General features: G+C 72.2%; 28 protein-coding genes. 17 read left to right on the plus strand and 11 right to left on the minus strand.

All coding sequences use genetic code 11. The features are described from left to right. Nucleotides 1-164: 164 nt before the first annotated feature. The gene (locus ABT160_RS07680; protein ID WP_351644841.1) at nucleotides 165-824 is read left to right on the plus strand and encodes a hypothetical protein; all 660 of its coding nucleotides are present in this window, start codon (nucleotides 165-167) and stop codon (nucleotides 822-824) included. Nucleotides 825-933: 109 nt separating this feature from the next. Here the strand turns inward: ABT160_RS07680 and ABT160_RS07685 are convergent, their stop codons facing one another. Together ABT160_RS07685 and argJ are read right to left on the minus strand one after the other, a co-directional pair. Beyond that, on the minus strand, nucleotides 934-1,788 hold the full coding sequence (locus ABT160_RS07685) for an arginase family protein (protein WP_351644844.1): 855 nt from the start codon (nucleotides 1,786-1,788) through the stop codon (nucleotides 934-936). 16 nt (nucleotides 1,789-1,804) lie between these two features. Further along, nucleotides 1,805-3,001: a bifunctional glutamate N-acetyltransferase/amino-acid acetyltransferase ArgJ gene (gene argJ, locus ABT160_RS07690; protein WP_351644847.1), complete on the minus strand. Its 1,197-nt coding sequence runs from the start codon at nucleotides 2,999-3,001 to the stop codon at nucleotides 1,805-1,807. Between the two features lie 498 nt (nucleotides 3,002-3,499). Here argJ and ABT160_RS07695 point away from each other — a divergent pair, with 498 nt between their 5' ends. From ABT160_RS07695 to ABT160_RS07720, 7 genes are all read left to right on the plus strand, one after another. Then, the gene (locus ABT160_RS07695) at nucleotides 3,500-4,339 is read left to right on the plus strand and encodes a S1 family peptidase (RefSeq protein ID WP_351644850.1); all 840 of its coding nucleotides are present in this window, start codon (nucleotides 3,500-3,502) and stop codon (nucleotides 4,337-4,339) included. A 412-nt stretch (nucleotides 4,340-4,751) separates the two neighbouring features. Next, nucleotides 4,752-5,393: a polysaccharide deacetylase family protein gene (locus ABT160_RS07700; protein WP_351644853.1), complete on the plus strand. Its 642-nt coding sequence runs from the start codon at nucleotides 4,752-4,754 to the stop codon at nucleotides 5,391-5,393. Nucleotides 5,394-5,665: 272 nt separating this feature from the next. Beyond that, nucleotides 5,666-5,830, plus strand: a complete 165-nt coding sequence (gene trpM, locus ABT160_RS47120; protein ID WP_502984175.1) for a tryptophan biosynthesis modulator TrpM — start codon at nucleotides 5,666-5,668, stop codon at nucleotides 5,828-5,830. A gap of 119 nt (nucleotides 5,831-5,949) precedes the next feature. Further along, a complete protein-coding gene (locus tag ABT160_RS07705; RefSeq protein ID WP_351644855.1) occupies nucleotides 5,950-7,128 on the plus strand; it encodes an MFS transporter in 1,179 nt (392 codons plus the stop codon). A 232-nt stretch (nucleotides 7,129-7,360) separates the two neighbouring features. Next, a complete protein-coding gene (locus ABT160_RS07710) occupies nucleotides 7,361-7,783 on the plus strand; it encodes a hypothetical protein (RefSeq protein WP_351644858.1) in 423 nt (140 codons plus the stop codon). Between the two features lie 3 nt (nucleotides 7,784-7,786). Then, complete coding sequence (locus tag ABT160_RS07715) at nucleotides 7,787-8,101, plus strand: transcriptional regulator (protein ID WP_351644861.1); 315 nt, start codon at nucleotides 7,787-7,789, stop codon at nucleotides 8,099-8,101. Nucleotides 8,102-8,232: 131 nt separating this feature from the next. Further along, a complete protein-coding gene (locus ABT160_RS07720; protein WP_351644864.1) occupies nucleotides 8,233-9,054 on the plus strand; it encodes an SDR family oxidoreductase in 822 nt (273 codons plus the stop codon). 64 nt (nucleotides 9,055-9,118) lie between these two features. On the opposite strand, the gene ABT160_RS07725 is transcribed toward ABT160_RS07720, so the two are convergent. Both ABT160_RS07725 and ABT160_RS07730 read right to left on the minus strand, forming a co-directional pair. Beyond that, nucleotides 9,119-9,676: a DUF4383 domain-containing protein gene (locus tag ABT160_RS07725; RefSeq protein ID WP_351644866.1), complete on the minus strand. Its 558-nt coding sequence runs from the start codon at nucleotides 9,674-9,676 to the stop codon at nucleotides 9,119-9,121. 182 nt (nucleotides 9,677-9,858) lie between these two features. Next, complete coding sequence (locus tag ABT160_RS07730) at nucleotides 9,859-10,494, minus strand: lipocalin family protein (protein WP_351644869.1); 636 nt, start codon at nucleotides 10,492-10,494, stop codon at nucleotides 9,859-9,861. Nucleotides 10,495-10,864: 370 nt separating this feature from the next. Between ABT160_RS07730 and ABT160_RS07735 the strand changes: the two genes are divergently transcribed. Continuing rightward, nucleotides 10,865-12,952: an MMPL family transporter gene (locus tag ABT160_RS07735; protein ID WP_351644872.1), complete on the plus strand. Its 2,088-nt coding sequence runs from the start codon at nucleotides 10,865-10,867 to the stop codon at nucleotides 12,950-12,952. A 21-nt stretch (nucleotides 12,953-12,973) separates the two neighbouring features. On the opposite strand, the gene ABT160_RS07740 is transcribed toward ABT160_RS07735, so the two are convergent. Further along, nucleotides 12,974-14,269: a pentapeptide repeat-containing protein gene (locus tag ABT160_RS07740; protein WP_351644875.1), complete on the minus strand. Its 1,296-nt coding sequence runs from the start codon at nucleotides 14,267-14,269 to the stop codon at nucleotides 12,974-12,976. A 69-nt stretch (nucleotides 14,270-14,338) separates the two neighbouring features. Continuing rightward, complete coding sequence (locus ABT160_RS07745; RefSeq protein ID WP_351644878.1) at nucleotides 14,339-14,737, minus strand: winged helix-turn-helix transcriptional regulator; 399 nt, start codon at nucleotides 14,735-14,737, stop codon at nucleotides 14,339-14,341. A gap of 144 nt (nucleotides 14,738-14,881) precedes the next feature. Between ABT160_RS07745 and ABT160_RS07750 the strand changes: the two genes are divergently transcribed. After that, the gene (locus tag ABT160_RS07750) at nucleotides 14,882-15,292 is read left to right on the plus strand and encodes an ester cyclase (protein WP_351644881.1); all 411 of its coding nucleotides are present in this window, start codon (nucleotides 14,882-14,884) and stop codon (nucleotides 15,290-15,292) included. Between the two features lie 161 nt (nucleotides 15,293-15,453). Next, on the plus strand, nucleotides 15,454-15,723 hold the full coding sequence (locus ABT160_RS07755; RefSeq protein ID WP_351644884.1) for a hypothetical protein: 270 nt from the start codon (nucleotides 15,454-15,456) through the stop codon (nucleotides 15,721-15,723). A gap of 40 nt (nucleotides 15,724-15,763) precedes the next feature. Here the strand turns inward: ABT160_RS07755 and ABT160_RS07760 are convergent, their stop codons facing one another. Genes ABT160_RS07760 through ABT160_RS07770 form a run of 3 tightly spaced genes read right to left on the minus strand, consistent with a single transcriptional unit; the run spans nucleotide 15,764 to nucleotide 18,035 of the window. After that, complete coding sequence (locus ABT160_RS07760) at nucleotides 15,764-16,162, minus strand: STAS domain-containing protein (RefSeq protein ID WP_351644886.1); 399 nt, start codon at nucleotides 16,160-16,162, stop codon at nucleotides 15,764-15,766. After that, nucleotides 16,159-16,335, minus strand: coding sequence for a hypothetical protein (locus tag ABT160_RS07765; RefSeq protein WP_351644889.1), 177 nt, complete (start codon nucleotides 16,333-16,335; stop codon nucleotides 16,159-16,161). The genes ABT160_RS07760 and ABT160_RS07765 overlap by 4 nt, the downstream gene beginning before the upstream one ends. After that, nucleotides 16,332-18,035 (minus strand): PP2C family protein-serine/threonine phosphatase, encoded by a 1,704-nt coding sequence (locus tag ABT160_RS07770; protein WP_502984176.1) that lies wholly within the window; start codon nucleotides 18,033-18,035, stop codon nucleotides 16,332-16,334. Before ABT160_RS07770 ends, ABT160_RS07765 begins: the two co-directional genes overlap by 4 nt. A gap of 294 nt (nucleotides 18,036-18,329) precedes the next feature. Between ABT160_RS07770 and ABT160_RS07775 the strand changes: the two genes are divergently transcribed. Continuing rightward, the gene (locus tag ABT160_RS07775) at nucleotides 18,330-18,659 is read left to right on the plus strand and encodes an STAS domain-containing protein (protein WP_351644891.1); all 330 of its coding nucleotides are present in this window, start codon (nucleotides 18,330-18,332) and stop codon (nucleotides 18,657-18,659) included. A gap of 40 nt (nucleotides 18,660-18,699) precedes the next feature. Here ABT160_RS07775 and ABT160_RS07780 read toward each other — a convergent pair whose 3' ends face one another. Further along, nucleotides 18,700-19,074, minus strand: a complete 375-nt coding sequence (locus tag ABT160_RS07780) for an STAS domain-containing protein (RefSeq protein WP_351644893.1) — start codon at nucleotides 19,072-19,074, stop codon at nucleotides 18,700-18,702. A gap of 129 nt (nucleotides 19,075-19,203) precedes the next feature. Between ABT160_RS07780 and ABT160_RS07785 the strand changes: the two genes are divergently transcribed. Together ABT160_RS07785 and ABT160_RS07790 are read left to right on the plus strand one after the other, a co-directional pair. Further along, nucleotides 19,204-19,611, plus strand: a complete 408-nt coding sequence (locus ABT160_RS07785; RefSeq protein ID WP_351644896.1) for an ATP-binding protein — start codon at nucleotides 19,204-19,206, stop codon at nucleotides 19,609-19,611. 504 nt (nucleotides 19,612-20,115) lie between these two features. Then, on the plus strand, nucleotides 20,116-20,961 hold the full coding sequence (locus ABT160_RS07790) for an RNA polymerase sigma factor SigF (protein ID WP_351644898.1): 846 nt from the start codon (nucleotides 20,116-20,118) through the stop codon (nucleotides 20,959-20,961). 99 nt (nucleotides 20,962-21,060) lie between these two features. On the opposite strand, the gene ABT160_RS07795 is transcribed toward ABT160_RS07790, so the two are convergent. Beyond that, nucleotides 21,061-21,450 carry a hypothetical protein gene (locus ABT160_RS07795; RefSeq protein WP_351644901.1) on the minus strand — a complete coding sequence of 130 codons (390 nt, stop codon included), beginning with the start codon at nucleotides 21,448-21,450 and terminating at the stop codon, nucleotides 21,061-21,063. A 443-nt stretch (nucleotides 21,451-21,893) separates the two neighbouring features. Here ABT160_RS07795 and ABT160_RS07800 point away from each other — a divergent pair, with 443 nt between their 5' ends. The 3 genes from ABT160_RS07800 (at nucleotide 21,894) to ABT160_RS07810 (ending at nucleotide 25,713) form a co-directional block, all read left to right on the plus strand. Further along, nucleotides 21,894-22,373: a hypothetical protein gene (locus tag ABT160_RS07800; RefSeq protein ID WP_351644904.1), complete on the plus strand. Its 480-nt coding sequence runs from the start codon at nucleotides 21,894-21,896 to the stop codon at nucleotides 22,371-22,373. Nucleotides 22,374-22,623: 250 nt separating this feature from the next. Continuing rightward, nucleotides 22,624-23,439, plus strand: coding sequence for a L,D-transpeptidase (locus ABT160_RS07805; protein WP_351644906.1), 816 nt, complete (start codon nucleotides 22,624-22,626; stop codon nucleotides 23,437-23,439). A 252-nt stretch (nucleotides 23,440-23,691) separates the two neighbouring features. Further along, a complete protein-coding gene (locus ABT160_RS07810) occupies nucleotides 23,692-25,713 on the plus strand; it encodes an Ig-like domain-containing protein (protein WP_351644909.1) in 2,022 nt (673 codons plus the stop codon). Nucleotides 25,714-25,858: the final 145 nt, after the last annotated feature.

The following is a 25,858-nucleotide window of genomic DNA, read 5'->3' on the forward strand; positions in this document are numbered from 1 at the left end:
CGGCACGCAAGCACACGCGCCCTGCGGGCCCGGCCCGGGAGGTCCCCAACTCCACCTGGACAGCGCAGTGTTGACCGTCGGATGTCTTCACTCTCCGCCCCTTCGTGGATACGCTGCGCGCATCACGATGGGGCCAAGTGAGCCCCGGAATCGGGGGATGCTTCGTGATCAGACAGGCGTACGTTCAGGCCGGCGACGAGCCCACGCCGGCGCTCAAGGACATCAGGGACCGGATCGCGACGGCGGTGGACGCGACGGACGGCTCCGGCCTCGAACGCCTCACGTGCTGGCTGCAGATGCCGGTCGATTCATCGTTCGGAAAGATGATGGACAGCGACTGCCAGGGGCGCGGCAACAGGATCGGCGGACTGCTGAGCCCCGCGAAGGGTGGCCTCTTCAAGCCCGCCGACCTCGGGTCGGTACTCGTCGCCTCGGCCGCGTGGGCCGGCATCGACAAGGCCCTGAAGGCCGGGTCCGCCGTCTTCGTCAACGGTCCGGCCGAGCACGTGGGCGGCGCCACGAGCAAGTTCACCAGCGGCTTCCACGTGATCGTCTTCCTGGCCGTCGGGAAGGACACCGACGAGAGCGTCTACTACCTGGGCCTCGACCCGGACGTCAGCGCCACGACGGAATCCCGGAAGGCGTGGGAGACGCTGGTCTCCGGGAAGCCCGAGACGAAACCGGCGGACTTCACTCCGGCGAAGAGCCTGGGTGTCGTCAGGACGATGATCCTCGGCGACGCGGAGAGCGGCTTCGGCCCGCTGGTGCGCAAGTACTACGTGGACACCACCGCGAAGTTCCCCAAGATCAAACGCTTCGTCTGAGCCGGACCACCGGGGCGGGCGAGCGCGCAGTCCGGCAGCCCGCCCCGAACGCGGTCCCACGCGGGCCGCGGGACCGCTCTGGTGTCGACTGGCCCGGCGCCGGCTATCGTCACGGGAAAGCCATGCCGGCGAGGATCTGTTGCACGACGTGGTCGCCGCTGGTCGTGCCTGCGGCGGGAGCGTGTTCCGTGATTCCCATCCCGGCGAACGTGAAGCGCTCGGTCAACGCGGCGAGGGCGGCGCGCAGTTGGTCGGGGTGCAGTCCCTGGGGTTCCGGGCAGGACAGGCTGGGGAAGTGCTCGGGATCCAGTACGTCCAGGTCCAGGTGGATGTAGACGTGCGTGGCCCCTGTACTCGTCACCGCGGACACCAGCCGGCCCGGTTCGCGGAGGGCCTGGACGGGCAGGGCCCGGATGTGTTCGGACTCGATGAAGTCCTGCTCGGCGGGGTCGAGGGCACGAGCGCCCGCGAGGACGACCTGCCGGGTGGAGAGGCGCTCCTCCGGTGTGGGTACCAGTTGTGGCGGTCCCTGGCCGAGCAGGGTGCGCAGGACCATTCCGTGGAATCCTCCCGAGGGAGAGGTCTCGGGGGTGTTGAGGTCGGCGTGGGCGTCGAACCAGACCACTGCCACGTCGTCGCCGTGGCGGGCGACGGCGTGGGCGACGGGCGCGAGTTCGATGCCGCAGTCGCCGCCCACCGAGAGCAGTGCGTCGCCGCCGCTGCGGGCCAGCGCGGTCCTGGTCGCTTCCAGCGAGCGGGCCAGCACGTCGAGGTGGCGTACGCCGTCCTTGTCCTGTCCGGGGCGGGGGTCGACCTCCACGACGGTGCGTCGGCCCGCCGGGAGCAGCGCACCCAGTCGGTGCGCGCCCTCGGCCAGCCGCTGGGGATCGCGTGCGGCCGATCCCTGCCACTGGGGGATGACGAGGACGTCAGGGGGTCCGACGGCGCGGTCGATGCCGTTCATGGGGTGTACTCCGCGTTCATGAGGTGTAGTCCGCGTTGACGCGGATGTACTCGGCTGACAGGTCGCAGCCGTAGACGGTGGCTTCGGCCGTGCCGGTGCCGAGCGTGATGACGATGTCGACCTCGTCCTGGCGCATGACGTCGGTGAGTTCGTCGAGGGTGCCGGCCCCGGGTTCCTCGGGGTACGCCTCGATGTCGCCGAACCTCACGGTGACGCGGTCCGGCGTGATGTCGGTGTCGTCGGTGCTCTTGCCGATGGCCATGAGTACGCGGCCCCAGTTGGGGTCCGCGCCGTGGACGGCGGCCTTGACCAGCGGGGAGTTCAGTACGTTCTTGGCGATGCGTTTGGCCTGTGCGTGGTCGCGGGCCCGGGCGACGGTGACGCGCAGGAGCTTGGTGGCGCCTTCGCCGTCCCTGGCCATCTGCTGGGCGAGGTCGAGGCAGAGGTCGGCGAGGGCTGCGGAGAACTCCGCTGGATCGACGTGCCCTGCGGCGCCGTTGGCGATGACGGCCACGGTGTCGGAGGTGGAGGTGTCGGTGTCGACGCTCAGGCAGTTGAACGTGCGGTTCACGGCGGTGCGCAAGGCGTTGTCCAGGTCGGCCGGGGGGAGGTCCGCGTCGGTGAACAGGTAGGCCAGCATCGTGGCCATGTTGGGTTCCAGCATGCCGACGCCCTTGGCGATGCCCACGATGCGGGCCTGCCCGACGGTCCGTACGGCGGTCTTCGGGCGGGTATCGGTGGTCATCATCGCGCGGGCCACGTCCAACGGCCGGGCCCCGAACGCCGCGGGGCCGCGCCCGGCGGTCGCGTCGAAGTACGCGCGCAGGGCGGGCATCGGCAGGGGGCGTCCGATGACGCCGGTGGAGCCGATGAGGACCTCGTCCTCCGGGACACCCGCCATGCCGGCGACGCGGCGGACGACCTCGGCAGCGTTCTGTTCGCCCTGACACCCGGTGGCGACGTTCGCGTTCTGCGCCAGGGTCGTCACGGCGCGCAGGTTCCGCCCCGAGGCGTGTACGCGGCTGAGGACTACGGCCGGACCGGCGAAGAGGCTCTGGGTGAACATGGCGGCGCTGGTCGCCGGCCGGTCCGACACCACGATGGAGACGTCGTCGCCGAGCTCACGCAGTCCGCCGTGACCTGTGTGGGCCCGGAAGCCCGTCGGCCACGTCACGGGGTCCGGGACTCGACTCAGTGCATGATCATGCGTCATGACGCATATATTTACAGGCCTCGGGTGGGCTGTCCATCCCTATTCGACCGCGCACGCCGCGCGGGTCTCCGCGTACACCCCCGCCCAGCTGGGGCACCGGTCCGCGGGTGCCCGATGTGAACCTGTACGCGGTCCAGAGCGCCGGTCGACCGCTACCAGCCGGGAAGCGTCGATGTCCACCCCGGCTTCGGGCCGGACGGCAGGGCCGTTCGTCGTCTCTCTGCCCGCTACGCCGCCGGGCCGCAACCATGCCCGTGGGACCGGCATCTAGCCGGGCGGCGAAGGAGCCTCCCGGGCCGCTGCGGCCAGGACCGTGGCCGCGCACGCGCGGCGTCCCGGGCACACCCCCGTACGGGGTGCCGGGCCCGTGCGGGTCCGTGTTCCTTCGCCCCGGCACGAGAGAGCAAGAGGTTCATGATGCGACGTAGTTCAGTCCTCCGCCCCCACGGCCCGGCCGGGCCGGTGACCGGCAGGGCCCGTACCGCGGTGGTGTCAGCCGTGGCGGCCGGCATCGCGCTGGCCGGGGCCTGCCCCGCCTTCGCCATCACCGGCGGCACGACGACCAAGAACCCCACCCCCTGGGCCGTCGACTTCCAGGGCCAGGCCCTGCCCGAAGCCAAAGGCCAGGTCTGCACCGGCACCCTCATCGACGAGCAGTGGGTACTGACCGCCAAGCACTGCGTGGACGCCAAGGTCGACGGCCGCCCCGTGATGCGGAAGATGCGCATCGGCAGCCTGGACAAGAACAGCGGCGGCATCCTCCTGCCCGTCCGCCAGGAGAACATCCACCGCCCCGACCCCACGAAGGACGGCGACTTCGACCTCGCCCTGATCAGGCTCGACCACCCCGTCCCCTACACCCCGCTCCCCCTCGCCTCCCGCACACCGAAGGTCAACACCCAGCTGCGGATGCTCGGCTGGGGAGCCATCGTCGACGAACGTCGCTTCCCCGACCACCTCCACGAGCGCTCCCTGCCCCTGACCAGCACCAGCAAGGGCGCCCTGAACATCCTCACGCCCACCGAAGTCGGCACCGCCCAGGGCGACTCCGGAGGCCCCGCCACCATCCGCGAACGCGGAGTCGAGAAACTCGCCGGCGTCACCAGCAGCGGAGGCTGGGGCGAGAAGGGCTACACCAACACCTTCGCCGACGTCACCACCCACCGACAGTGGATCAACACCGTGCTCAAGGGCACCCACGCAGCCCGTCCACTGGATGACCGGGCAGGTGACAGGCCGGGTGCGGAACACGTGCAAACCCGGGGAGGGGCGAACCAATTGCTGCGCGACCACTGGATCGGCACCTTCGCCCTGGTCAAGTCGCTCTTCGGGTGGTGACGGCGCGGGCGGCAGGTACTCCTGGACCGCGAGCGGCAGTCGATGGCGCAGTGTGTCACCTCCCCGGTTTCCACGGGGGATCCGGGGTCCGAGCAGGACCCAGCGCACCGAGCGGCAGGTGCCCGTGGCGACACACCAGGCATCCCGGTGCGGCACGGGGAACGATGGCTGCGGATAGGCTCCGCGAACGATCTCACGCGCCGTGTTCCGGGAAAGAGGCAACATGCTCGCGCGCCGCACGGTCCTTGCCGCGACCACAGCCGGGTTGCTGTCCCTCCCCCGCACGGCCTCGGCCAGGAGCAGCGCGGTTTCTCCGGACCCCGGTAGTCCGTGCGGTAGGCCCGGGCGTGAGGACATCGTCGCCGCGTTCGGCCACCGCCGGCCCGGCTACTGGGGCATGCAGGCACCGGGGGTGCTCACACGTCTGCCCACGCATTCGGCAGGGATCGCCCTGACCTTCGACGCGTGCGGGTCGGTCAAGGGCAAGGGAATCGACACGGCCCTCGTGGCCGTGCTGCGCAAGCTGTCGGTGCCCGCGACGCTGTTCCTCAACGCCCGGTGGATCCGCGCCAATCCGCAGGCCACCGCCGAGCTGGCCGGCGATCCCCTCTTCGAGCTGGCCAACCACGGCACCGCCCACGTCCCGCTGTCCGTCACCGGGCATACGGCATACGGCATCACCGGGACGCGCAGCGCCGCCGAGGTGTACGACGAGGTCGTGGGCAATCAGGACGGCATGACCCGGTTCCCGGGCCGTGCCCCGCGGTTCTTCCGCCCGGGAACAGCCCACTGCGACGAGGTCGCATCAGAGATCGTGACCGCCCTGGGGCTGCGCTGCGCGGGCTTCACCGTCAACGCCGACGAGGGCGCGACCGCCGCCGCGGATACGATCGCCGGCCGGCTCGCCGAGGCTCCCACCGGCGCCATCGTCCTCGCCCACATGAATCATCCGGAGGGCTCCACCGCCCTCGGGTACGCCCGCGCGCTGCCCCTGCTCCTCGACCGCGGAACCCGCTTCGTCCGCCTCAGCCAGGCCTCCCCCGCCTGCACGTAGGCGCTCCTCCAGGCGCGGGCTACCGACTCCCCGCCCCCGAGGCCACTCGGGCATGACCACGGGGGACGCGGAGGCACCGGCTCGTACTGCTTCCGCTGTCCGGGGCCGCGTCCGGCAGCGGCGCCGCACGGGCCGTCGTCGTCAGTGGCCGGTGGTGCGCGCGCAGGTGCGGGGCGGTACCGGCGGCGAGCGGGGCGTCTCGGGACCAATGGGCGCGGGTCTCGGGGCTTTCGCCGTCCGAGGCCGGTGGTGGGCGGGGGTAGGTTGCTGCCATGTCCCTCGCCGCCCGTCTCGCTCCTGGCTGTCGCCCCCGCGGCTGCCGGGCTCCCGCACGGCGGGTCCACGGGCGCCGGGTGCGGTACGCGATCGGCTCCGAGCGCGGACAGGTCGACGGCATGCGCTGGCCCCGCCTCCCGCGCACCGCCCCGGGCAGCTGAGACGCCCCCGTCCCTGCTCCGCCACCGGTGCGCCGCCGAATCTTCCACGTACGCACCAACTCGCCCTGCGGCGCGCCCTGTCGGGGCCCGCGCACGGTGAAGACTCCGGGGCCATCCACATGTCCGTACCCCTGTTCCCGCTGCTCGCGCTGTCCACCGCGGCCTTCGTGACGCTGCTGACCGAGGGCCTGCCCGCCGGCGTACTGCCGGAGATGGCGCACGACCTGTCCGTCTCTCCGTCCGCGATGGGGCAGTCGCTCACGGTCTACGCGCTGGCCACCGGGCTGTCCGCGATCCCGTTGTCCAGGGCCACCGCCACCTGGCGGCGCAGGCGCCTGCTGCTGACGGCGGTGGCGGTCTTCGCCGTCGCCAACACCGTCACCGCCCTCTCCCCCTCCTACGCCCTGACCCTGGGCTCCCGCGTCCTGGCGGGCGTCGCCGCGGCCGCCGTGTGGGCCGAACTGGTCGGCTACGCACGTCGTCTGGCACCGGCGCACCTCCAGGGCCGGGCCATCGCCATCGTCCTGGCGGGCATCCCGCTGGCCATGTCCCTGGGCATCCCCCTCGGCAGCTTCCTCGGCCGGCTCGTCGGCTGGCGGCCCACCTTCGTCCTGGTGACCCTGGTCGCCCTCGCCCTGCTCGGCTGGATCCGGGCAGCGGTCCCCGACGCCCCCGGCCACAGCCCCGCACGCGCCTCAGGCGTACGCAGCGCCCTGCGGCTGCCCGGAGTCGCGGCCGTCCTCATCGCCACCGCCTGCTACGTACTGGCCCACAACATCCTCTACACCTACATCGCGGCCTTCCTCGACGACCGCGGTGCCGGCGGCTCCCGGCAGGCGGTCCTGCTCGTCTTCGGCATCGCCAGCACGGCCAGCGTCGCGGTCACCGGGGCGCTCGTCGACCGCCGTCCGCGCGCCCTGATGCTCGCGGGCACCCTGTCGTTCATCGCCGGCGGCGCACTGCTGACCACCCCGCACGGCGGCTCCGCCGCCCTGTACGCGGCGGCCGTGCTGTGGGGGCTCGGCTGGGGCGGCGCCGCCACGCTGCTGCAGACCGCCGTCAACGATGCCGCGGGCACCCGCGGCCAGACCCTGTTCGTCACCGTCTGCAACACCGCCATCGCCGGAGGCGGAGCCCTCGGCGGACTCCTCCTCACCCACCTCGGCGCGGGCTCCCTCCCCTGGGCGGTCCTGGCACTCCTGCTGCCCGCCCTCGCCACCGTGGCCATCGGTCGCGCACACGCCTTCCCCCGCACCCGCCTCCGCAGGCCCGAAGACGCGGGTGGGCGGGCTGGGTAGGGGGTTGCGGAGCCCGACGCGTCGTTCAAACGGTCGCCCGGGATGCACGGCAGCCCTGCGGCTCTCGCCTCCGCCGCCGGGGCAGCCACCGCTGCTTTGCGGCTCTCGCCTCTGCCGCCGGGGCAGCCACCGCTGCTCCCACGACGTCGTCGCCAGTCCGGCCGCGACCACCCCCGAGTCCCGCTCGACGCATCCAGTTGCACTTTATGCAACCAGATGCGACAGTCGCGGCATGATGCACGCACCACAGTCCGATCCCCAGGCCCAGCTCGCAGCGGTCGACGCGGCTCCCGACCTGCGCAGGTCGGCCTCCGGGCGCGAGCGCACCGCCGGGGTCGTGTCCCTGGTCGTGCTGTACGGAATGCTGTACGCGGCGATGGCCGCCCGGGTGTCCGTGTGGGTGGGACTCGCGGTGTACGTCGTCGCGTTCGCGATGGTCCTGGCCTGGCGCAGTCACCACCTCGACGCGGCGCGCAGGCGCCCGCACACGCGGGTGGAGAACGGGCTGCAGTTCCTCGCCGCCGTCTACCTCGCCTTCCCCGCCTCCACGCTGCTGTTCGGCGAAGGCCCGCGGAGCACGGCCGGCCACCTCGTCACCGCGGCCATCCCCACCGTGCTCACCGGCGCCTACCTCGTCTCGCGCTGGAGGAAGTGACCCGTGGCCACCGACGGCTCGGCCGAGCAGCCCCGCGATGCGCTCCCCACGCTCCTGCACTCACCCACGCGCCTGGCGATCCTCGGCACCCTGCGCCGGGTCCAGCACGTGTCCTTCGCCGACGTCCGGGACGCCCTGCACCTGACCACCCCCGAACTGTCCCGCCAGGTCGCGATCCTGGAGGAGGAGGGGATCGTCGAGGTGGCCAAGCTGCGCCAGAACCGGAAGGTGGTGACCCAGCTCCGGCTCTCCGACACCGGGCGGGAACGGTTCAACGCCTACCTCGCCCGCCTGCGGGCGATCGTGGGCGACGACTGAGCCGGAGGCCACGGCGGCGGCGTTCCCGGTGCCCTCCGACACGCGAACGCCGCGCCCCGGGACCCGGAGCGGATCACGCGGCAGCATACTTGCGGTCAGATTCCGGAACTTCGCGAACGGGTGCCACTGAGATGAGTGTCAAAACGGTTCTGATCACGGGAACGTCCTCGGGCATCGGCCTCGCCACCGCCGTCGCCGCCGCGCGCGACGGCTGGCACGTGATCGCGACGATGCGCGACACCACGAAGTCCCCCGCCCTCCAGGCGGCGGCCCGGGACGCCGGCGTCTCCCTGGACGTCCGGGCCCTTGACGTGACCGATCCCGCCTCCGTCGACGCCTGTCTGACCGGGCTCGACCGACTGGACGCCCTGGTGAACAACGCCGGCGCGGGGCACGTCGGGACGCTGGAGCAGGAGAGCGTCGATGACGTACGGGCGGTGATGGAGGTCAACTTCTTCGGCGTGCTGCACGTCACCCGGGCCGCCCTGCCCCTCCTGCGTACGAGCAGGGGACGCGTGGTGACGGTGACCAGTGTGGGCGGGGTCGTCGGACAGCCCTTCAACGAGGCCTACTGCGCCGCCAAGTTCGCGGTCGAGGGCTTCATGGAGTCCCTCGCCCCGGTGGCCGCCACGACCGGCGTCTCCGTGAGCGTGGTCGAACCGGGCGCGGTGGCGAGCGAGTTCGTCAGCAACGTGGGCATCGACGCCACGGCGCCGGAGGCGGCAGGCCCGTACGCCCCCGCGCTGTCCGCCTACCTCGAACGCACCCGCGGCGCCTTCGCCGACGCGCAGGCGCCACAGGAGGTGGCGCACACGCTGGTCGACCTGCTCAATGCCGAACGGCCCGCCTTCCGCGTGCTGACCTCGGACCGCGCACGCGCCTTCGCGGGGACGAAGCTCAAGGACCTCGACGGCTCGGCGGTCCAGGGCCTCACCCGGGGATGGGTGTCGTAGCACCTGCCCTCAGCCTTCAAGGGCGCCTGCCCTCAGCCTTCAGGGGCGCCGGTCGTCGCCGCGTCTAGGTCAGCTTGCGGGGGAGCGGACCGGCAGCGGGTGCCACGGCCTTGGCCGCGGCCTCGTTGAGCGAGCGGCGCAGGGCGCGTGCTTCCTCGGCGGCCTGGCGGGGGTGGCGGCTGCGCCAGTACGGGTTGTCGTGGGGCAGCCTGCTGGAGACGCGGCCGTACATGCCGAACGTCATGATGATCAGGCCCATGACGAAGCTGAAGACCACGTTGGTCATGCCGAAGTGCAGGAAGTTGGCGCCCTTGTCGAGGGTGAACAGGTGGTAGAAGCCGCTCAGCAGGAACAGTGCGCCGATCGCGATGTTGAGGGTGGAGGCGAAGTTCCCGCCGACGACCCCGCCGGCGATCAGGGCGAGTCCGACCACCACGGAGATCACGCTCAGCGCGGTGTTGGTGCTCAGACCGGCGATCTTGCCGTCGGTGTCGAAGGAGCTCAGCGCGTCGGCGAAGCCAAGGCAGCCGAACACCAGCAGGACCAGGCCGCAGAAGGCGGCGCCGTAGCGGTACACGTTGCCGAGCTGATGGTCGACGGGGAGCTCGTCACTGAGTTTCATGACCCCTGCCTTTCCGGTACCGGGGTTCGGTCTCCGGGCGCGCCCCCGCGCACACACCGGCTCGTTCCATCGTCCGGCTCCCGGGCGGGCAGCGCATCTTCACCCGGCGCCCGGGCCGCGGGGTACCGAGGGGTGCCGGTGCGAGTGGCCGGGGCCGGTGCGGGCGGCCCCGGCCGGGGTGGTCAGGGGGCGGCCACGGGGGTGGCGGCGCGCAGGGCGCCGGTGTGCTGCGGGCCGCCGTCCTGCCGGGTGGTGCGGAAGGCGCGGGGGTCCAGGTGCGCGGCGCGGATGGCCTGGTGCACGTGCTGCCACGCGGCGGGAGTGAGGGACGGCGTGCGGGAGAGGACGAATCCGGCCGTGCGGCTGTCATTGCTGACGACGGCCCAGTCGTAGGCGTCGCCGAGGCCGACAATGACGTAGTTGGCCTGTCGGGTGTGCTGGTAGGAGCCGCCGGTCTTGAGGAAGGACACGTTCAGGCGCGTGCCGGTCGCGTCCAGGGCGAGCGCTTCGCCGTCGATGCTGCTGGTGGTGTTCAGCCAGGTGCGGCAGCTGTTGCGGACGGCCACCCGGCCGTCCGCGGTCGGGGTGTAGAGGGCCTTGACGTTCTTGGCGCACTGCAGCTCGAACAGCTGGGGGACCGAGGCCAGTTGGTACCAGGAACCCGCGTAGCGGGCGAGGTCCACGCGGTCGGGCGCGGCGGCGGGGGCCGGGTGGCTGCGGGGCTGGGCGGCAGCGGATGCCGCGGTGGCCACCAGGACGGTGAGGGCCCCTGCGCAGGCGAGGGAGTGACGGGCACGTCGGCGCAGCAGGTCAGCCATGGGACGGGTCTCCTTCGGGGCGGGTCGTGGTCGGGCACGTGGTGCGGGCCGCGTCGGGGGCGGTGGCACTGTGGTCGAGAGCTCCGCCGCGTCCGGGCTGCGGGCAGCCCGTCCGAACGCGTCCACACACTGCCTTCGGAGCCCGGCACCACCCGGATTGGTCCTCGGTGAAGGCGAGTTGAGCCGCACCGGGGCGGCACCGGTGCGGCTCGACTCGCCCCGCCGCCACGTCGAGCGCCACAGGGTGCATCCGCCCGGGCGTGAAGCGGCGAAGTACAGGCATACCCGGCGGCACCCGGGGCACAGGGTCATTGATTCAATGATTAAGATACTCAGCCATTGAGTTTCTTCGATGTCCTGGAGCGCCTCCATGCCCCGCAGCTCACCCACTCGCTGGATCACCCCCGTGGTCCTGTTGCTCGTCTGGCTGGCCGTGGGCGGCGGCCTCGGCCCGTTCGCCGGCAAGCTCGGCGAGGTCGCCACCAACGACCAGGCCGCCTTCCTGCCGCGCAGCGCCGAGTCGACCGAGACCATCGAGGCGCAGAAGCCGTTCCGCCAGGGCGAGACCCTGCCGGTGATCGTCCTGTGGACCGCGGACGACGCACCGGCGGCCACCCGACAGCCCGCGGCGACCCGGGCGGTGGCGGCCCTGGCGGGCAGCGCGGGCGTGGCGGGGCCGGTCTCCCCCGCGACCGTCTCCAAGGACGGCGAGGCCCTGCAGGCGGTGGTGCAGCTCAAGCCCGACCTGGGCGACGAGCTCGCACCGACCCTCGACCGGGTACGGAAGGCAGTGGCGCTCGACGGCACCACGGTGCGGCTGGCCGGTCCGGCGGCGAGCCAGGCCGACCTGTCCGACGCGTTCGCCGGGATCGACGGGATCCTGCTGGCCGTCGCGCTGGTGACCGTGCTCCTGATCCTGCTGGTGGTCTACCGCAGCGTGCTGCTGCCCCTGGTGATCATCCTGGGCGCGGTCTTCTCCCTCGGCCTGGCCTGCGCGATCGTCTACGTGCTGGCCGACCACGGTGTCGTACGCGTGGACGGGCAGGTCCAGGGGATCCTCTCGATCCTCGTCATCGGCGCCGCCACCGACTACGCCCTGCTGCTCACCGCGCGCTTCCGCGAGGAACTCGCCCACGGCAAGGAGCGGTTCGCGGCCATGCGGTCCGCGCTGCGCCAGTCCGCCGGGCCGATCGCGGCGAGTGCGGCCACCGTCGCCCTGGGCCTGATCGCCCTGCTGATCAGCGACCTCACCAACAACCGTGCCCTGGGTCCGGTCGGGGCGATCGGCATCGTCTGTGCCCTGCTCAGCGCCCTCACCTTCCTGCCCGCCGCGCTGCTGCTGCTCGGCCGCGCCGCCTACTGGCCCGCCCGGCCGCGCGCCGCGGGCGAGGACAGTTCGCGCGGGCTGTGGGACAAGGTCGCGGGATGGGTGGACCGGGCTCCCCGCCGGATCTGGGCCGTCACCCTCGCCGCGCTCGTCGCGTGCGCCGCGTTCGCGCCCTCGCTCGACTCCAAGGGCGTGCCCCTGGACGAGATCTTCGTCAACGACGCCCCCTCGGTGGCGGCCCAGCAGGAACTGGCCCGCCACTTCCCCGCCGGTTCCGGCAACCCGGCCGTGATCGTCACCAACGCCTCCGCGGCCGAGCAGGTCCTCAAGGCGGCGTCCGGCACCGAGGGCGTGGCCGGGGCGGTGCCCCTCGGCGCCGGGGGCAGGCCCGCACCGGCCGATCCGCTGGTCGTGGACGGCCGCACCCAGATCAACGCGACGCTGGAGGACGCCGCGGACAGCGACGCGGCCAAGCGGACCGTCAGCCGCCTGCGCCAGGCCGTGCACGCCGTCCCCGGGGCCGACGCCCTGGTGGGGGGCTACACCGCCCAGCAGTACGACACCCAGACCACCGCCGAACGCGACCGCGGCCTCATCGTCCCCGTCGTCCTGGTCATCATCCTCGTCATCCTCGTCGCCCTGCTGCGCTCGCTCCTGATGCCCGTACTGCTGGTGGCCACCGTGGCGTTGAACTACCTGGCCACGCTCGGCATCGCGTCCCTGGTCTTCCAGCACCTGCTCGGCTTCAGCGGCACCGACGCCTCGGTGCCCCTCTACGGGTTCGTCTTCCTCGTCGCCCTCGGCGTGGACTACAACATCTTCCTGATGTCCCGGGTACGCGAGGAGAGCCTGCGGCACGGCGCCCGCGAGGGCGTGCTGCGCGGCCTCACCGCGACCGGCGGCGTGATCACCTCCGCCGGCGTGGTCCTGGCCGCGACGTTCGCCGCGCTGGGGGTGATCCCACTGGCGTTCCTGCTCCAGATCGCCTTCATCGTCGCCTTCGGCGTCCTGCTGGACACCCTCGTGGTGCGCTCCCTGCTGGTCCCGGCCCTCACCCGGGACCTGGGCGCCCGCGCATGGTGGCCCACCCGGCTGAGCAGGGTCACCGACCAGCCGTCCGTACGGGACTGACCTCGCGGTCCGCGGCGCCGCTCACGCCTCCGGACCCGCGGGGTCCACCGAGGGGTAGAACCGCTCGGGCAGAACCGTGTGCCTGCTCACGCGGGCGGCGCTCACCTGCCCGACGGTGAGGCCCTTCGCCTGCGTCAGCGTCGCGTCCGCCAGGTTGGCCCCCGTCAGCGTCACGCCGTCCAGATCGGCCTCCGCCAGCGTCGCACCCCACAAGTCGGCCCCCGTCAGCGTCGCGCAGACCAGATAGGCCCTCGTCAGCGCCGCACCCACCAGATCGGCTCCCGTCAGCGACGCACTCCGCAGGTCCGCCCCCGTCAGCCTCGCGGCCCGCAGATTGGCTTCCGTCAACGTCGCCTCCCACAGCAGGGCACCCGTCAGCGTCGCGTCCCACAGATCGGTCCTCGTCAGGGTCGCGCCCCGCAGGTCGGCCCGCGTCAGCGTCGCGCCCACGAGGCACGCCTTCGTCAGCGTCGCACCCGCCAGACCGGTCCTCGTCAGCGTCGCACGGCGCAGGTCGGCCCCTGTCAGCGTCGCGCCCAGCAGGTCGGCGCCCGCCAGCGTCGCATCCGTCATGCGGGCCCCGGTGAGGTCCGCGTGCCCGAGGTCGGCTCCGGCCAGGTGGAGGCCCGCCAGGTCGAGCCGTTCGCGTGCGTCGACGTGCGTGCGGGACTCGGGGCGGGTCAGGGCGGTGAGCGCCGCCTGGACGTCCGCGGCCGGCCGCTCGGGCAGCCCCTCCCCCTCCGGTTCGTCGGGTGCGCCGGTGGGGCGCGCCTTGGGCGCGCGGTCGCGGATGAAGTGCCCCAGTACCCGGGCGGCATCGGTGGCGGCCTGCTCGGGGGCGTCCTGGACGATCTGCTCCAGGGCGAGGATGCCGCCGATCCGTACGTAGACCTCCGGGGAGCCGAGGCGTTCCAGGGCCTTGGTGAACCGGTCGGTGATCTGTCCCCGCCGGGTGAGCCGGTACGTACGGGCGGTGTAGAGCAGCGCGACCCCCGCACCGATCGCGGCCACCAGCGCCACCATCGACGTCCGCAACCCCGTCACCAGGGCGGCGGAGCCCTTGCGCAGCTCGGCTTCGTCCAGGTACTTGCCGTCGAACAGATGGGGCCCCTGCCACATCAGCAACGGCAGGCCGAACACCAGCGCCAGGCCGCCGAAGGCCACCCCGGCGGCCAGGCCCCGGCGCCGCCGGACGAGCACCCGCCGCGCACGCTCGCGCCGCTGCTCCAGAGCGGTCGACTCCTCGGAGCGGGCCCGCCGTTCCCGTGCCGTACGCACCGGATGCCGCACGGCAGGGGGGAGGGAAGGAAGGTTCATCCCCCGACGATGCCCCCAACCACCCTGATCCCGCCGGGAGTTCGCCCATCCCTAGGGTCACCCTGCCGGTCAGCGGCGCGCGCTGTCGTGGGTGGTGCGGTGGTGGTGGATCTCGGCCGCGTGCGTTTCGGCCCAGTCACGGATCGCGAGGAAAGGACCGATCAGGCTGGCACCGAGCGGGGTGAGGGTGTACTCGGTGCGCGGGGGGACCTCGGCGTAGACCTTGCGGGTCACCAGGCCGTCGCGTTCGAGGTCGCGGAGGTTGGCGGTCAGGACCTTGGCGGTGATGCCGGCGATCTCCTGGCGCAGGGCGGAGAACCGGTGGGTGCCGGAGGCCAGGGTCAGGATGATCAGGACGCTCCACTTGCCGCCCAGCCGGTCCAGTGCGTCCCGGCTGGGGCAGTCCGGGACCCGCAGGTCCCCTCGCTTCGGAAGTGGCGAACCACTGCTGACCTGGTTGGTTTCCATTAGGGAACTATAGCACTTTGAGGATATTGGTCTCTTTTGGAAATTATGTCGGCTTCCGCGCCCGTTGTGCCGGATGTGGGGCTGCGGTCCCACGGACCCCACCGGGCACATCCGCCCTCCCCCCTCGCTCGCAAGGAGCCACCCATGAACACGATCACCGACCCCCGCGCCGTCGCCGCCCGCGTCTACGAGCTCTTCGACACCGGCAACGTCGGCGGCCTCGACGAGGTCCTGTCCCCCGGCCTGGTCGACCACAACCCCGTCCCCGGCGCCGCCTCGGGCATCGAGGGCCTGCGCCTCCTCGTCGCCGCCGTGCGGGACGGCTTCACCGGTACCCGCCACGAGCTCGTCTTCCAGGGCGAGGCCGGTGACGGCTGGGTGGTCAGCCACTGGCGCATGACCGCCACCCACACCGGCGACTGGTTCGGGACCCCCGCCACCGGACGCGACGTCTCCTTCACCGGCACCGACCTCATGCGTATCGTCGACGGAAAGGTCACCGAGATCCGCCACGTCGAAGAGCTCCTCCAGCTCCACCTCCAGCTGACCTCCTGACCCGCCCTCTTCGCGGGGCGCCGCAACCGCCACCGGAGCCCCGCCGGCCATCACCGGCCGTCCACCGGTGCGCGGTCGTCGGCTGGGCCGGATGCGACATCGGAGGCTGTCGGGCGGATCCTTGAAGGAGGGGGCAACCCTCAAGGTCAGGAGCGACGGTCATGGACATCAAGCGATTCGCGCTCGCGGGTGCCGGGGCAGCGGCCTGCCTCACCCTGTTCACCGCCCCGCTGGCCGCGGCGGCCGCTCCCGCCGCGGCCCCCAGGCTGCTGCCGATGGACTGCGTCTCGTACGGCGTGGACTTCCAGAACGGCGGCGCCTACTTCCAGAGCCCCGGCTCATCCGACCCGTTCACCTTCGTCAGCGAATTCGCGTCGTGTGGCGCCGCTGACGTCGACCTCGGCGGCGCACACCTGCACATCGGCGGCTGACGACCTCGGCCGCCCCGGCGGGCCGGGACCCCCGGGATGGTCAGGGGGTGCCGGCGCCGGTGAGTTCGTCGCCGTCGTCGGTCCGCCGGTCGGTGGCACGGGCGGGCGGGGCGGTGAGGTGGTCCAGGACTCCCGTGGTCCGGAGCATGCGTTCGAGCCTGCCCGGACGGTTGTCCAGGTGCAGGGTGGCGCCGAGGGCATCGGTGTGGCGGTGGACCATGAGCAGGGCGGACAGGCCCGAGGAGTCGATGAAGGTCAGCTCGCGGAAGTCCAGCCGTACGTCGTGCGGCGGGTGCGGCAGGTCGGCGAGGTGGGCGCACACGTCGGTGATGAGGGCGTGGCCGGTGTCCTGGTCGAGTTCGCCGCTGACGGCCACGGTGAGGGTGGCCGGCCCGTGGTGGACGGCGAGGACCAGTCGGCTGGGTGGCTGCTGTGTCATGGGCTCGTGTCGGGGCCGGGGCGGTCGGCGTACGCGTCGAGGGCGGCGGCGCCGTACCGCACGTGGGTGCGGTGGAGGAGGGACTGGTCGGGGGTGGCGCGGGGTTCGTCGCCGTCGGCGACGGCCCGCTGCGGTCGCCGCGGTACGTCACTGGTGGCGGTGGTCTGGATCAACTGCTGCCCCTCCTGGCGCCGGTCTCGTCGTCGGTGTCCGGGACCAGGCTCAGGGCGCGCGCCCGGGGCGCGGTGATGGCGACGACGGCCATGTCGTCGTGCGGTCCCGTGCCGGCCCACTGGGAAGCGAGCATCTGTACGCGTTCGACCACCGCGTCGGCCGGGAATCCGGCGCACTGGGCGAGGACCTGCTTGAGCTGGTCCTCGCCGAAGAGTTCATCACCCATCGGTCCGCCGCGGGCCTCGGTGATCCCGTCCGTGTAGAGCAGGCACGTCTCACCGGGGTGGAGGACGGCCTCGACCGTGCGGGCGGTGACGGCGGGCAGGGCGCCGACCAGCGTGCCCTGGGTGGCGGCTTCCTGGACGGTGCCGTCCGCGCGCAGGATCAGCGGCGCCATGTGGCCGGCGCTGGTCAGCCGCAGGCGTACGCGGCTGCCGTGGCGGCGTACGGAGGCGAGCACGAGCGTGGCGAACCGGGTGTGGTGCGAGGAGAGCAGCGCGCTGTTGAGGAGGTTCAGGACGTGCTGGTGATCGGCGGCGAGGGGCAGCAGGGCGTGCAGGGTGTTGCGGATCTTGCCGGTCATGACCGCGGCGTCCAGGCCCTTGCCCGCGACGTCGCCGAGGACGACGTGGGTCTCCTCGGCCGTGGAGGCACCGGGGTGGACGTCGTAGAAGTCGCCGCCGATGCGTTCGTGGTCCTCGGCGGTGCGGTAGTGGCCGGCGTACTCCACGCCGGCCACCGCCTGCAGGGTCGGCGGCAGCAGGTCGCGCATCAACGTGGCGGTGATGGCCGCCTGTTCGGTGTAGAGGCGGGCGGCTGACAGGGCCGCGCCCGCACGGGCGGCGAACAGGCGGGCGAACGCTTCTTCGCCTTCGGTGAAGGCCTGTTCGGTGCTGGAGCGCAGCAGGATCAGCGCGCCGGCCGGAACGCCGTGGCCGGGCAGCGGGGTGATGATCACGGATCCGAGCGGGGTGGTGAAGCCGTCCGGGATGGCCCAGGCGGGGATGCCGGCCGGGTCGATCCAGCGGGCGGGTACGGGCGGGAAGCCCTGCAACGCCTCGGACAGGCCGGGTACGGAGGCGACGTCGACGGCCAGGGTGGCCTGGACGACCGGCATGCCGCGACGGGCGTAGGTGAGCTGACAGGTGCGTCCCTTGGGCGGGGCCACCAGTACGGCGGCCTCGGCGAAGTGCTGGGCTGCCATCGACGCCGTCTCCTCCATGCAACGCGGCACGTGCAGCGTCGACTGCAGTCTGCTGGACGCCTCCGCCAGCACCCGCGCGCGTGAGCGCGCGTCATCGAGGGCGCCCTGGGCGGCGTGGCGGCCGGTGTCGTCCACCAGCCACCAGACCACCTTCCCCTCGGGGCCCTCGGTCGGATGCGCTTCGAAGAAACCGTCCGCGATCTCTCCCCGGAATGCGGCCGGGGCGTTCCCCGCACGGGGCTGCGGGACACGCGGACCCTGCGGCCGGGTCCGCGAGGTGAGCTGTCCGTGGGCGGCGGCCAGCCAGGCCGGGACCTGACCGCTGCCGAGCGGAGTGCCGGGGGCCGCGTCGGGCAGCAGGTCCCGGGCGGCCGCGTTCAGGAACGTGAGGGTGCCGTGCCGGTCGGCGACCAGCACGGGAGAGGGAACCTGGCTCCAGACGGTGCCCGCCGGCGGAGCGGGTCCGGGGGCGGGACGGCCTCGGGATGCAGTCACAGGCAACAGGTACGCGTCGCGCGCACCTCACCACCTTCCGGCTCCTGGGGAACAAGCGTGCCCCAGGACACGGTCCCGCACCCACCCCCACCCGGGCAACCCGCCGGGAAAAGGCACATGTACACGCCACAGGAACGCCGCCCTCCGAGTGTCCTCGCCCCCTTGGAAGCGGGCCCTCGGGCCCGGAGACGGAGCTCACGCCCTTAGTCTGGTCACACGGTTCAGCGAACAGCCGCTGAGACGTTCCCTTCAGGGCCACGGAGGTTCGCGGTCCGCGCACCAGGAGGTGCTCCGGTGCTCGACAGCGTCCACCATGCCGGCGACCGCGCCACCGCGGTCCTGCCCGACGCCCTCGACCTGCACACCACGCCCGCCGTACGCGCCGTGCTCGACCGGATCGTCGACGAAGGCTGCCGCCATCTGACCCTCGACGCCTCCCGTACGACCTGCCTCGACTCCACCGGCATCACCGTCCTCATCCACTGTTACCAGCGCCTGAGTTCCCTGAACGGGACGCTGAGCATGACCGAACTCGGCGAGCACCCGCACGCGTTGCTCATCCGCCTCGGCCTGCACACCGTCATCACGCTCACCCCCCTCCCCCACGGCACCCCGCAGCCGTGAGCGACGCGCCCCCGCGGGGGCGGCCTCCCGGTGGCCGGGTTCAGGGGCGGCTGGGCAGGTGGCGGGGGTGGAAGTCGAAGTAGGCGTCGGCTCCGGTGAGGGTGAACAGCCGGTCCACGATCGGCTGGAGCGGCCCGGCCAGGCGCATCGGGATGCCGTGGGTGCGCTGGTGGCGCTGGACGTCGAGGAGCAGGTGCAGGAAGGCGGAGTCGGCGAACTCCAGACCGGTCAGGTCGATCACCTCGAACCGGTCCTGCGCCTGGCCCGCCTGGCACAGCAGGGTGCGTAGGGCGGGCATGTCGCGCCATTCGATCTCGCCGCCCAGGTGCAGGGTGAGGGTGCCCGAGCGGACGGAGCGGGTCACCTGGTAGCCGGGGTGGTCGTCAGCCGGCGTGGTGGGGCCGGGCAGGTACATGAACTGTCCAGGGAGTTTCGGGTGTCGCCCGTTCGGGTGACGTGGAGGTGCTTCGGGCGTCGGGCGGGGAGGGCGGGGCAACCGGGTGGATAAGTCATATCAACGTGATCGTGGCGGGAGTTGTTCCGGATGGCGCTACTGCGACTCGGCGACACGATGCGAGGGCGGCCCCTCACGGCCAGGGAGGCGCGCGAGGCGGTCCGCTCGCTGCTGCGGCAGTACACCGGTCCCCTCACGGCCACGGCCGAGCAGGACTGCGTGATCGTTGCCTCGGAACTGGTCAGCAACGCCCTCGCCCACGCCGGAGGCGTCACCGCGTTCATCGCGGCGCTCCTCGACGGCCATCTGGAGATCACCGTCTGCGACGCCGTCAGCGCCGGACCGGACCAGACCGACGTGCGCGCGGGGCTCGGGGGCGGACACGGCTGGAAGGTGGTCAACGCGGCGTGCGGCATCGTGACGGTCACCCGGCCCCGTACCGGCGGCAAACGCATCCGCGGACACATCGCGCTGACCACCGGCGCCACACCCCTCTGACCGCTTCCGGCAGCGGCGTCGGGCGGGGCGTTCTCGGGGGCAGGCGGTGACAGCGGGGCATATCCCGCACGTACCCCGCACGGCCGGTACCTATGGTCACCCGATCAGGCGATTCGGATGATCAGCAGATCAACAGCCCGTCCGTGGCCACGAATTGCCCCTTCCCACCAGCGCGTCGAGGTGAAAGCGCGTTCCTCGCGCCGGGTCGGGGACGGCGGCCCGGCCCGGGAGCGAGTGGGGACTTTCGTTCGAGCGGTGCGGTGCGCATTCGAGAGCCGGAGACGTCCGGGCCCGCGGAAGCCGTGAGAAGAGCGCCCGACCGCTCGTACTCCCACGCGCCCTCACCCCCTTGCCCCATTCGCTCTCGCCTTCGCCCGTGACACGTTCGCGTGGATGTGTGTGTAGGGGCGGTGTCCGTGGGTAGACGGGCCGCTGCCAGCGGCTACGTTGGCGCCACGGGGGTGAAGCGAACGGCGGCCTTCGGGCTTCGGGGAGGGATTCGCGATGGCACTCATGAACGCGACCACGGACGGCACGCGGACCAAGGAACTGCCCCGGGTCGACGAACCCTCCAAGGTGGCGGCGAAGGACGCCCGCGAACTGTCCCGGCTCTTCCTCGACCGCCTCACGGCGCTGGAGGAGGGCACGCCCGAGTACGCGTACGCGCGCAACACCCTCATCGAGATGAACATGTCCCTGGTCCGCTACGCCGCCGGCCGCTTCCGGGCAGGCCGCGGTGACCAGATGGACGACATCGTCCAGGTCGGCATGATCGGCCTGATCAAGGCCATCGACCGCTTCGACCTCACCCGCGAAGTCGAGTTCACCTCCTTCGCCGTCCCCTACATCATCGGTGAGATCAAGCGGTTCTTCCGCGACACCACCTGGGCCGTCCACGTCCCCCGGCGCCTGCAGGAAGCCCGCGTCGAACTCGCCAAGGCCACCGAGGAACTCCGCACCCGCCTCGACCGCGCCCCCACCACCGCCGAGCTCGCCAAGCTGATGAGCCTGTCCGAGGACGAGGTCCGCGAAGCCCAGCTCGCCTCCAACGGCTACAACTCCCACTCCCTGGACGCCACCCTCAACACCAGCCACGAAGGCGAAGCGGCCCTCGCCGCCTTCATCGGCGTCGACGACCACAACCTCGAACTCGTCGAGGACTTCCACACCCTCGCCCCGCTGCTCGCCCAACTCGACGAGCGCGACCGGCAGATCATCCAGTGGCGGTTCGCCGACGAGCTCACCCAGGCCGAGATCGGCCAGCGCCTCGGCGTCTCCCAGATGCAGGTCTCCCGCCTGCTCACCCGCACGATCAAGCACCTGCGACGGGGCCTGCTCGCCACCGACTGAGGGGCTCTGGTCGACGCGCGCGGGCGGTCTCGTACGGGCTGACGGGCGCGGGCTCTCGTACGGAGAATGCGCGCGGGCCGTCTCGTACGGGCCGGGCGTTCAGACCGTGGCGCGGCGCAGCGCCGCGGCCAGGGTGGGGAAGACCTCGAAGAGGGGGTAGGTCCCGGTCACCCGCAGGCGACGCAGCGCCTGTGTGCTCAGGGGCCCGGCAAGCCAGGGCAGTTGGCCGCCGCGCCGGATCGGAACGAGCAGGACGTTGAGGAGGTCGCGGGTCAGGACCGTCAGGCCCGCCAGATCCACGATCAGCCGCTTGCCGGACGCGCGGCCCTGCTCGACGGCGCGCAGCAGCTGACCCGCCGCGTCCACCCCGTGCTCTCCAGGGGTCCCCGGAGCCGGGCCGGGGAGGCCGTCGCACAGGCGGACGACGAAGGCTGACGCGTCGACGCCGCAGACGACCTGGCACACCGGCACGGACTCGTCACACGTCATGCCGGGCACATCCCATCCGTAGGTGTCGGCGTGCCGGGGCGGACCTCGCGCCCTCGGGCCACGGCACAGCCCTCTGTGGCGCCCACGGCACCGCTCGTCCCATCAGCACGCCCCCAGCCGGACCCGGCGATCCCTCGCGCTCCGTATGGGTCATTCGTCGCCCGCGTGCGCGCGGATTGCCTCCGGCTCCTCGCATTGCCGTAAGGCACGGCGGACTGCGCGAAATCCTTGGAAGGGCGGTACCACCGGCCACCCGGGGGAAACCCGGGGGCCAACCAGGTCACCGTGCGCGAGCTTGGGCTCGTCAACCGTCGCTGACGCGCTACACCCGCAGAGAGGTCCCTCCCGGATCGCCCGCCGGGCCAGATCAACCGTATGGCCGACCGCGGCGCGTGCCCGCCGAGGGGCACCCGGACATCACGTAGACACAGACAAGGCGAAGAATGCTCAAGCGACGGTTTGCCGCACTGATTTCCGCGCCCGTGCTCACCGCCGGACTGACGGTCCCCTTGGGTGCGGCTACCGCGCACGCCGCTCCCGTCTGCGGAGGGACCGTTGCCAACTGGGAATCCTTCGCCACCGGTGTCGGCGGGCAGTGGGGCGGCTACCTCGGCGACGAGAAGATCCCCGTCATCGCTGCTCTGATCACCCTGCCCGCATACGGCGGCATGAAGGGCCAGACGCAGGCCCGCGAGTTCCCGGAGAGCGAGTCCTACCTGGAGGACGTGACCTTCACCTCGAGCCCGGTGCCTTCCCTGACATGGAAGACCGAGCGCTTCCACGGCGGTACGTGGACGCTGACGAACCCCGTCTGTGAGGAGCACCCCGACCGGGTCGACGCAGTGACGGCCTCGTTCACTGACAAGGGCAGGACCTGGACAGGCAAGCTGTACGCGGACGATCTCCCCGTGGGAGCGAACTGACGACCGTGCCGCCATGCGCACACGTTCACGAGCCGTGGTCGGAGGTCCTCCGACGGTGAGCGCGGAGAGCTCCCCGGACCCCCGGACGGGACCGGAGGCTCCGCGGCCTGCCCTGCCCTGCCCACGTCACCTGAAGGGCGCACCTCGTTCTGCGGGGTGCCGACGGGGGTGCCGAGGATGGGCCGGAGGGCTTCCTGCCCGTAACCCGTGGTCCGTCTTCGTGAGGTCATGCCAGGAATGGAGAGCTGCTGTGGGTCGTGCCTGGCTGCCCGTGATGACCGCGCTGGCCTGTGTGCTGGGGAGCGCGCTGCCCGCTGCCGCGGCCGGGCCGGCGGGTCCGGTGCCGGTCCGGTGCGCGGCGCCGACCGGTCCGTACCAGGGACAGCTGGAGATCAAGCTGGGTCTGAGGAACGACGGGGTGCAGTCGGCCACGGACTGCGCGGCGATCCGCAAGCTGCAGCGCCGTCTGGGGGTCCGGCCCGCTGACGGCAAGGCCACGCTGAAGACGTACCGGCTGCTGCTCGTGGACGAGGCACGGCGGAATCCCAACGCACGCAAACGGTGTCCTGTGCGCCGCACCAGTGTCACGTGCGTCGATCTGGGACGGCAGATCCTGTGGGTGCAGCGCGGCGCGAAGGTGGTCTTCGGACCGGTGCCGATGCGCAGTGGGCGCAACGGGCTGGAGACGAGGCGCGGCTGGCACCGGGTGTACTCCCGGCATCGGACGTTCTTTTCCACGCTCTACGACGGGGCGCCCATGCCGTACGCGCAGTTCTTCTCCGGCGGCCAGGCTTTTCACGGCACTTATAAGGACCTTTTCACATCGGGTTCCGGTGGGTGCGTAAATCTTTATGTCAAGGATGCCGCCCGACTGTGGAAGACGATCGGGTACGGGAGCCGGGTCTATGTGTGGGGCACGAAGCCGGGTACCAAGATGAGGAGCTCCGCCACGTCCGACGAGCCCGGTTTCATGGAGGACGTACTGGTCGCGGACGGTTTCGGCGGTGCCCGCATCGAGCCGCGCTGGACCGCTGACCTGCCGGTCGGGCCCGCCGGACGGGAATAGGGATATTCGGCCAGGCTGGTCAGCGGGCCGACTCCAACGAGCGAAATTCACCTCGGACTGTCTCTCTGAGCGAGCACGTGCACTGCGTGGCGGCGTGAATGAATGCGCGCATTCCCCCCACTCCGGCTCCTTTTCGCGCCGGAGGTCACATCGCGAGGAGTTCGGATGCAGTTCTCGGTTCACAGACCCCAGCCGTCGCCCGGAGGTGACCGCCCAGTCCGCGGGACCAGGGCGGCGCGGTCCCTGCGGGGCGTGGTCGCCGGCGGCGCCGGTCTGACGCTGGTCGCTTCCTCCCTGGGCCTGCTCGTGGGCGCCGCCCCGGCAGCGGTCGCGCTGCCCGGCGGCTCCGCGGTCGCGGCCCGGACGGCTCCGGCCGCCGGCGCCCTCGCGCGTGCCGTCACCGACTGTGCGCCGGCGAACGGCTTCGCGCTGTGCAAGCAGTACGACTTCGAGGCGAGCGGCGACCAGACGTTCACCGTCCCGGCCGGGGTCACGAGCATCAACGCCACGCTGCGGGGTGCGGGCAGCTCCGAGGCGGGCGGGCGGACCGTGGGCGACGTGGCCGTCAGCCCGGGCCAGAACGTGACCGTGATGGTGGGTGAGGCCGGAGGCGAGGCCCGGGCCAGCAGCTACGGCGGTGGCGGCTTCGGCGGCACCGGCACCCGGTACAACGGCGTCACCGGCGGCGGCATGAGCGCCCTGTGGACCGGGGCGTCGCTCACCGGCACCCCGATCCTGATCGCGGGCGGTGGCGGCGGCCGGGCCCTGGGCGGCAGGGGCGGCGCGGAGGGCGGCGGCACCAGCGGCGCCGACGCCCCCGCCTCCGCCAACGGGGGCACGGGGGCGGGCGGCGGCACCCAGTCCCAGGGCGGCGCGGCGGCCACCACTCCCGCCAACGCGTGTGCCACCGCGCCGACGGCCGGGGCGAAGTTCCGGGGTGGCAACGGCGGCTTCGGTCCCGCCGGCGCGGACGCCGGTGGCGGTGGAGGCGGCGGCTGGTACGGCGGTGGCGGCGGCACCTGCCAGGAGAACTCCGGTACGCAGAACAGCGACTCCGGCGGTGGCGGCGGTTCGGGCTACACCGGTGGCCCCGGGGTCAGCAACGCCACGACCACGGTCGGCGGCGGCGGCCCGGCCTACGACGGCACCACCTACTCCCCCGGCCAGGTGACCATCCGCTACAACCTGCCGCTGGCCGTCACCGGCCCGCAGGAGGGCGGCGACCTGCCGGGCGAGAACGGTCCCGTGACCGGCACCGGCACCCCCGGCTCCCAGATCGTCATCAAGGACAAGGACGGCAACGAGCTGTGCTCCACCACCGTCGCCGCCGACGGTTCGTGGACGTGCACGGTCACCAAGAAGCTGCCCTGCGGCCCGAACGAACTCGACGTCGTCCAGACCAAGCCGGACGGCACCACCGAGACCGTCAAGCGCAAGGTGAACGTCACCGACCCGTGCGCCAAGGACGTGGCCATCGACCCGCCGGCCGGTGGCACACCGGGCACCGGGCCGCTGACCGGCACCGGCGAGCCCGGCGCCACCGTGGAGCTGACCGACAAGAACGGCAACCCGATCTGCTCCACCACGGTGCGCCCCGACGGCACCTGGTCGTGCACCCCGTCCGCGCCGCTGCCCTGCGGCGACAACGAGGTCAACGCCAAGCAGACGACCACCGACGGCTACACCTCGACGTCCCAGATGACGATCAGCGTCACCCAGCCGTGCACCAAGCCCGTCGACATCACCGGGCCCAAGAATGGCAGCAACTTCCCCGGCACCGGCCCCGTCCGCGGCACCGGCACCCCGGGCAGCACGGTGACGGTCAAGGACAAGGACGGCAACACCGTCTGCACCGCCACGGTCGCGCAGGACGGCACCTGGGGCTGCACCCCCACCAAGCCCCTGCCCTGCGGCAAGAACGTCCTGAGCGCCGAGCAGAAGGCCCCCGGCGCCGCCGTGACCCGTGACAAGGTCTCCGTCAACGTCACCGCCCCCTGCCGGGGCAGGACCCCCAGCATCGACCACGGCGGCCCCGTCGGGCCGACCGGCACGCTCCGCGGCAAGGGCGAGCCCGGCGCCAAGATCGCCGTGAAGGACAAGTTCGGCAACGTCATCTGCCGTACCACCGTCAAGGCCGACGGCACCTGGACCTGCGCTCCCCGGCTCGCGCCCGGCTGCCACATCCTGACGCCGTACCAGACCATCGGGACCCTGACCGTCGCGGGCAAGCCCGTACGGATCTGCATCAAGGACGACCACGACAAGAAGAAGTAGCCCCGCCCCACCCCATCCACCAGCACGGCCAACGGCCCTGCCCGCCCGGTCTCGGACCGGGCGGGCGGGGCCGAGTGCGTGGGGGCGGGGCCGGGCGCGTGGGACGCGGATGTCCGCTGGTGGCGGCTTCTCGGCCCCGCCGGGC

Source organism: Streptomyces sp. NPDC001941, from assembly GCF_040296945.1.
Classification (GTDB): Bacteria; Actinomycetota; Actinomycetes; order Streptomycetales; family Streptomycetaceae; genus Streptomyces.

Coding starts and splice junctions, on each gene's coding strand:
- ABT160_RS07745 (WP_351644878.1), bottom strand. CDS start 14,737: ATGGAAACCAACCAGGTCAGCAGTGGTTCGCCACTTCCGAAGCGAGGG.
- ABT160_RS07685 (WP_351644844.1), bottom strand. CDS start 1,788: ATGAACGGCATCGACCGCGCCGTCGGACCCCCTGACGTCCTCGTCATC.
- ABT160_RS07730 (WP_351644869.1), bottom strand. CDS start 10,494: ATGGCTGACCTGCTGCGCCGACGTGCCCGTCACTCCCTCGCCTGCGCA.
- ABT160_RS07710 (WP_351644858.1), top strand. CDS start 7,361: ATGATGCACGCACCACAGTCCGATCCCCAGGCCCAGCTCGCAGCGGTC.
- ABT160_RS07720 (WP_351644864.1), top strand. CDS start 8,233: ATGAGTGTCAAAACGGTTCTGATCACGGGAACGTCCTCGGGCATCGGC.
- trpM (WP_502984175.1), top strand. CDS start 5,666: ATGTCCCTCGCCGCCCGTCTCGCTCCTGGCTGTCGCCCCCGCGGCTGC.
- ABT160_RS07755 (WP_351644884.1), top strand. CDS start 15,454: ATGGACATCAAGCGATTCGCGCTCGCGGGTGCCGGGGCAGCGGCCTGC.
- ABT160_RS07785 (WP_351644896.1), top strand. CDS start 19,204: ATGGCGCTACTGCGACTCGGCGACACGATGCGAGGGCGGCCCCTCACG.
- ABT160_RS07790 (WP_351644898.1), top strand. CDS start 20,116: ATGGCACTCATGAACGCGACCACGGACGGCACGCGGACCAAGGAACTG.
- ABT160_RS07705 (WP_351644855.1), top strand. CDS start 5,950: ATGTCCGTACCCCTGTTCCCGCTGCTCGCGCTGTCCACCGCGGCCTTC.
- ABT160_RS07750 (WP_351644881.1), top strand. CDS start 14,882: ATGAACACGATCACCGACCCCCGCGCCGTCGCCGCCCGCGTCTACGAG.
- ABT160_RS07735 (WP_351644872.1), top strand. CDS start 10,865: ATGCCCCGCAGCTCACCCACTCGCTGGATCACCCCCGTGGTCCTGTTG.
- argJ (WP_351644847.1), bottom strand. CDS start 3,001: ATGACGCATGATCATGCACTGAGTCGAGTCCCGGACCCCGTGACGTGG.
- ABT160_RS07800 (WP_351644904.1), top strand. CDS start 21,894: ATGCTCAAGCGACGGTTTGCCGCACTGATTTCCGCGCCCGTGCTCACC.
- ABT160_RS07725 (WP_351644866.1), bottom strand. CDS start 9,676: ATGAAACTCAGTGACGAGCTCCCCGTCGACCATCAGCTCGGCAACGTG.
- ABT160_RS07740 (WP_351644875.1), bottom strand. CDS start 14,269: ATGAACCTTCCTTCCCTCCCCCCTGCCGTGCGGCATCCGGTGCGTACG.
- ABT160_RS07795 (WP_351644901.1), bottom strand. CDS start 21,450: ATGACGTGTGACGAGTCCGTGCCGGTGTGCCAGGTCGTCTGCGGCGTC.
- ABT160_RS07760 (WP_351644886.1), bottom strand. CDS start 16,162: ATGACACAGCAGCCACCCAGCCGACTGGTCCTCGCCGTCCACCACGGG.
- ABT160_RS07780 (WP_351644893.1), bottom strand. CDS start 19,074: ATGTACCTGCCCGGCCCCACCACGCCGGCTGACGACCACCCCGGCTAC.